Origin of the sequence: Ilumatobacter nonamiensis YM16-303 (genome assembly GCF_000350145.1) — a bacterium.
Classification (GTDB): domain Bacteria; phylum Actinomycetota; class Acidimicrobiia; order Acidimicrobiales; family Ilumatobacteraceae; genus Ilumatobacter_A; species Ilumatobacter_A nonamiensis.
In genome coordinates this window covers 1-5,478 of sequence record NZ_BAOL01000221.1, presented here as the reverse complement: position 1 = coordinate 5,478, position 5,478 = coordinate 1, and the positions used below count along the sequence as shown (strand labels likewise).

Genomic DNA, 5,478 nt, shown 5'->3' with positions numbered 1-5,478 from the left:
GGATGATCGCGTAGACGCCGACCTTGGTGAGCAGTCCGGCGAAGATCGCCGTGACCGGGGTCAGCGCGGTCGGGTACGCATCGGGGAGCCAGAAGAACAGCGGGAACAGCCCGGCCTTGATGCCGAACACCAGGAGGAAGAGGACGCGCAAGGCGTCGGTGAGGTGGGCCGGCATGTCGGCCAGTCGCTCCGACAGTTCCGCGAGGTTGACCGTCCCCGTGGCTGCGTAGACGATGGCGATCATGATGATCAACAGGGTCGACGCGACGAGGTTGATGACGATGTAGGTCATCGCGTTCCGGATGCCTCGCGCATCGGTCCACAGCGAGATCAGCACGTAGCTCGCGGCGAGCGTGATCTCGACGGCCACGAAGAGGTTGAAAAGGTCGCCCGTGATGTAGGCGAGGTTCACCCCCGTCGCCAGCATGAGGTAGCTCGTCGTGAAGATCGCCTCGCGTTCTCGCGGGATGCCCTGGCTCAAGGCATAGATCAGCACGCAGATCAGGACCAGGCTCGAGATCGTCAGGAGCAGTGCGGCGAACGCGTCGACGACGAGCGTGATCCCGAACGGCGCCGGCCAACCGCCCACGTTGACCACGAGATGTTCGGCGTCGCGCGTCTGGACGAGGAGAGCCACCGACACGCCGAGGATCGCCGCGATGGCGCCGACCGCTCCGACCCGCTGCGCCGTTCGACTCCGGGTGAGCAACGACAATGCCGCAGCGATCAACGGGATGACGATCGGCGCGGGAACGAGGATGCTGCTCACGCGCCGTCCTCCCCGTCATCGTCGTCGCCGGCTGCGATCCGACGATCCTCGATGTCGTCCTCGACCTCGTCGTTGCCGGTCAACGCCCAGCTCCGGTAGGCGAGGGCGAGCAGGAACACGAGCATCCCGAAACTGATCACGATCGCCGTGAGCGCGAGCGCCTGTGGCAGCGGCTCCGCATCGGCTTCGACGCCCGACGGACCCGCGAACGGCGGTTCACCCGCACGTCCACCGGCGGCGAGGAGCAACAGGTTCGCACCGTGCGCCAACAGCACCAGCCCGATGATGATCCGGGTGAGCACCCGCTGGAGCAGCAGGTACGTACCGACCGACACGAGCAGCCCAGCGGTGATCACGAGTGCGACGCTCACGAGGGCGACCCCACGACGGACGGTTCTTCGTTGCCGTCACGCTCGGTGTAGGTGGCTCGACTCGGCTCGGACGCCGACCCGAGTCGGGCGAGCACGGTGACGACGAGCCCCACGACGACCATGAACACGCCGACGTCGAACGGAAGTGCCGACGTCGCCTTCATCGTGCCGAGCACGGGGACGTCGACCTCGAGCTTCGACGACTCGAGGAACTCCCCGCCGCCCAGCAGTCCGGCAACACCGGTCAGCGCAGCGATCGCGAGTCCGCCGCCGAGCAGGAGACGGGGATCGAACGGCACGATCCGCTCGAGCGCGCCGCGTCCACCACGTGCGTACTCGAGCGTCAACGCCGCACCGGCGACCAGCCCGCCGACGAAACCGCCGCCGGGTGCGTTGTGTCCTGCGAACAGGAGGAACGCCGAGAAGACGAGGGCGATCGGGACGACCGCGTTGGCCAACCGGGTGAGCAGGATCGAGTCACCGGTGCGGAGTCGACGAGCGGGGACGCCCCCGGGCAACACCAGCAGGAGGCTCGTCACACCGAGCGCGGCGATCACCAGGACGGCGATCTCACCGAGGGTGTCGAGCGCACGGAAGTCGGTGAGGATGACGTTGACGACGTTCTTGCCGCCGCCGTCGGGGAGCGCCCGATCGAGGTAGTAGTTCGATGCCGACGGGGTGGAGCGCGACGACCCCGCCGTCAGCGTCAGCACCACGACCGAGACGCCCACGACCGCCGCGACCGCTCCCTGGAGCACTCGGCCCAGTTTCCACGGAACGGCGGGGAACTGTTCCGGGAGATGGCGCAGAACGAGCACGAGGGCCACCACCGACAGCGTCTCGATCAGGAACTGGGTCAGCGCGAGGTCGGTCGCGCCCTGGATCACGAACAGCAACGCCACTCCGTAGCCGACACCTCCGATCGCGAGTGCGGCGACGAACCGACGGCCCGACACGGCCGCCATGATCGCCGTCCCGGCGACGAGGAGACAGGCGGCGACCTGCAACATCGACTCCGCCGCGACGGCGTCGGCCGGCAGTGCGACGTCGACCAGGAGGATCCCGGCGGGCACGCCGAGCGTGGTGGCGGCGATCACGCCCAGGTAGACCGGCAGCGAGCCGTTCTGCACGGTCGCCGTGGTGCGTTCGGCCACGGTGTACAGCCGGGACACGGCGCCGTCGTACACCGTCGTCCACGAGACCGGGACGTTGAGTTGGCGTTGCAGGCGACCCAGACGATCGGTGCTCGCGAACACCACCAGACCGCCGACGGTGGCGATCGCCGACAGCAGCAGCGCCTCGTTGAAACCGGCCCACAACTTGACCTTCGAACCGGCCACCGAAGGCTCCAGCGAGGCGGCGGCCGGGACGAAGATGTCTCTCAGCGGGGCGGCCAACAGCCCGCCGAGGAGACCCGCAACCGAACCGACGGCGGCCACCAGACCCATCGTCCGGACTCGTCGAGACACGCGCGACACGGGATCCGGGTCCCCGCCGCCGAAGCCACCCTGGAGGAACCGCGCGGAGTACGCGACGGTCAGAATCGATCCCGCGACGACGGCGACGAGCACCGTCGACGACCATCCGTCGGAGGTGTCGATGAAACCCTCCAACGCCTTCTCCTTGCCGACGAATCCGAGCAGCGGCGGGAGGCCCATCATCGACGCCGCCGCGAGCACCGCGGCCACACAGGTGACCCTCAAGGAACGAGCGAGCCCGGTCAGCGTGCGCAGATCGCGCGTCCCGGCGTGCTGGTCGATCACCCCAATCACGAGGAAGAGGCTGGACTTGAAGAGCGCGTGGGCGACGAGCATCACGACCGCCGCGAGAGTGACCGACGGGACGCCGACGCCGAACAGCACGACCAGGAATCCGAGCTGGCTGACGGTTCCGTACGCGAGGAGGATCTTGAGGTCGTTCTGGCGGAGCGCCACCCAACCTCCGAAGACCATCGTGAAGAGGCCGACCGTGAGCACCGTCGGCCTCCACACCGGAACGGCGACGACGAAGATGGGTGCGAACCGCGCGATCAGGTAGACGCCGGCTTTCACCATCGTGGCGGAGTGAAGGTATGCGCTCGCGGGCGTCGGTGCCGCCATGGCCCCCGGCAACCACCCGTGGAACGGGAACTGGGCCGATTTCGTGAACGCACCGAGCAGAATCGCGATCGCGGCGATGGTCGCGGTGGTTCCCGACGGGGGGTTGTCCACCAGTGCGGACAGCGAGAAGGTCGACGTCTGGACGCCGATCGCCACGAATCCGGCCAGCATCGCCAACCCACCGGCGGCGGTCACGACGAATGCCCGGCGCGCCGCGGCGACGGCCTCGGGCGCCTTGTCCTTGGTTCCGATCAACAGGTACGACGTGACCGAGGTCAGCTCCCAGAAGACGTAGAGCAGGAGCAGGTTGTCGGCGACGACGATGCCGAGCATCGCTCCGGCGAACGCGGTCAACCTGGTGGCGAACGCACCGACGTCCGGGTCGCCTTCGAAGTAGCTCGCGCTGTACACGAACACCGCGACGCCGACCCCGGAGATGATCCCCGTCCAGAGCAGCGCGAACGCATCGACGCGCAGCGTCAGCTCGAGACCGAGTTCGGGAACCCATCCGACCCCCGTGATCGCATCCGCGTCGGCACCTCCCGACACCGCAGCGACGATGGTCCACACCAGGGTCGCCGCCGGCGCCAACGCGCAGAACAGCATGACCCGCGAACCCTGGGACCGAGCGACCACCGGTGCGGCGGCGGCGAGCGCGAGGTGCAGGGCCAACAGCCACCAGATGGAGGACATCTCCGAAAACAAGATAGGGGTCGAGTCGAGAATTGCTGACGTGACTCCGATCGCTCCATGCGCTGGAGCTGCCGAGTGTGGCGCACCGACCTCGATTGCCTAGCGTCGAAGACGATGTCCGTCGCCACGCCGACCGAGACCGGCGGCAGCGTCGGAGGAGCCGACGGCGGCTACCCGCGCCGCCTCCTGATCACGGTCATCGGCGGGTTGATCGTGTTCTCGTCGTCGATGACGATCGTGTCGGCGTCGCTGCCGACGATGGCCGACGACCTCGACTCGACCGAGTCCTTCCTGAGCTGGGCGGTCACGGGACTGTTCCTGGTGATGGCGGTCGGCACGCCCGTCCTCGGACGCCTCGGCGACATCCACGGGCATCGCCGCCTGTTCCTCATCGGTTCGATCGTGCTCAGCGTCGGCACGATCCTGTGCGGCCTCGCGCCGACCGCCGCCACGTTCGTCGGAGCCCGGATGATCGTCGGACTCGGGATCGCCGCCACGATGCCGAACGCGATGGCCCTGATCATGGAGGCGTACCCACCGGCACGGCGCTCGGAGGCAATGGGGTGGTTCCAGATGGCGATGACCGGCGCACCGGTGCTCGGCCTGATCGTCGGTGGCCCGTTGATCGAGGCGTTCGGGTGGCGCGTCGTGTTCGCCGTCCTCGCACCGATCTCGTTCGTCGGAGCCGCGGCCGCATGGAAGGTGATCAAACCATCGGGACCCGGTCGACGGGTGGCGATCGACTGGTGGGGCGCAGCGTCGCTCGGCATCTCCACCCTGGCGTTCCTGCTCTTCCTCGAACGGGCTTCCGCCGCCGGCTTCGTCGACCCGCTCGCACTCTCCCTCGCGGCAGTGTCGGTCGTCGGGCTCGTGGTGTTCATCACCGTCGAGCGCCGCGCAACCGTCCCGATGCTGCGCCTCGACTACTTCCGTCGCCCGAACTTCACCGGTCCGCTGATCGCTCAGCCGCTCAGCCAGTTCGCGTACATGGGTGCGTTCCTCATCGCACCGCTGCTCCTCGACGAGCTCTTCGGCTACTCGGTCGGCGTCATCGCGATCGTCCTGCTCGCTCGACCGCTCATGTACAGCGTGTCGTCGCCGGTCGGTGGTCGACTCGCGTCGACGCTCGGCGAACGCTCGATGATCATCACCGGTTCGGTGCTCATGGTGCTTTCGATGCTGGCCTGGGTCTTCGCCGCCCACTGGATCAACCTGCCGCTGATCCTGATCGGTCTGGTGCTGTCGGGTCTCGCCATGGGACTCGCGTCACCCTCGTACGCGACGACCATCGCCGCGGCGGTCGACGACGGCGACATGGGGATCGCGAACGCGATGGGCACCACGATGATGAACATCGGGATGCTCACCGGCATCCAGACGATGTTCGTCGTGCTCGGCGACGGACGTCAGCCCGACGACTTCGCACTCGTCTTCGCATTCGGCGGACTCGTCACCGCTTTCGGACTGATCGGCGGCCTGATGGTGACCTCGTCGAAGACCGCGGCCGTACGCCACCGCGCGCCATCGGGTGTCTGACACCCGATGG

4 protein-coding genes are annotated in these 5,478 nt (G+C 67.9%); 1 reads left to right on the top strand and 3 read right to left on the bottom strand.

What is annotated here, in order from left to right; all coding sequences use genetic code 11:
* From ON45_RS17755 to mbhE, 3 genes are all read right to left on the bottom strand, one after another.
* A partial coding sequence (locus tag ON45_RS17755; protein ID WP_040495641.1) for a proton-conducting transporter transmembrane domain-containing protein occupies positions 1-769 on the bottom strand: 769 nt, incomplete at its 3' end.
* Positions 766-1,140, bottom strand: coding sequence for a Na(+)/H(+) antiporter subunit C (locus ON45_RS17750; protein ID WP_040495639.1), 375 nt, complete (start codon positions 1,138-1,140; stop codon positions 766-768). The genes ON45_RS17755 and ON45_RS17750, both read right to left, overlap by 4 nt.
* Positions 1,137-3,932, bottom strand: coding sequence for a hydrogen gas-evolving membrane-bound hydrogenase subunit E (gene mbhE, locus ON45_RS17745; protein ID WP_051063316.1), 2,796 nt, complete (start codon positions 3,930-3,932; stop codon positions 1,137-1,139). The genes ON45_RS17750 and mbhE overlap by 4 nt, the downstream gene beginning before the upstream one ends.
* 114 nt (positions 3,933-4,046) lie before the next feature.
* Between mbhE and ON45_RS17740 the strand changes: the two genes are divergently transcribed.
* Complete coding sequence (locus tag ON45_RS17740) at positions 4,047-5,468, top strand: MFS transporter (protein WP_040495637.1); 1,422 nt, start codon at positions 4,047-4,049, stop codon at positions 5,466-5,468.
* Positions 5,469-5,478: the final 10 nt, after the last annotated feature.

Bases quoted from the DNA above. Each gene is read 5' to 3' on its own strand.
- mbhE (WP_051063316.1), bottom strand. From the start codon at position 3,932: ATGTCCTCCATCTGGTGGCTGTTGGCCCTGCACCTCGCGCTCGCCGCC.
- ON45_RS17740 (WP_040495637.1), top strand. From the start codon at position 4,047: ATGTCCGTCGCCACGCCGACCGAGACCGGCGGCAGCGTCGGAGGAGCC.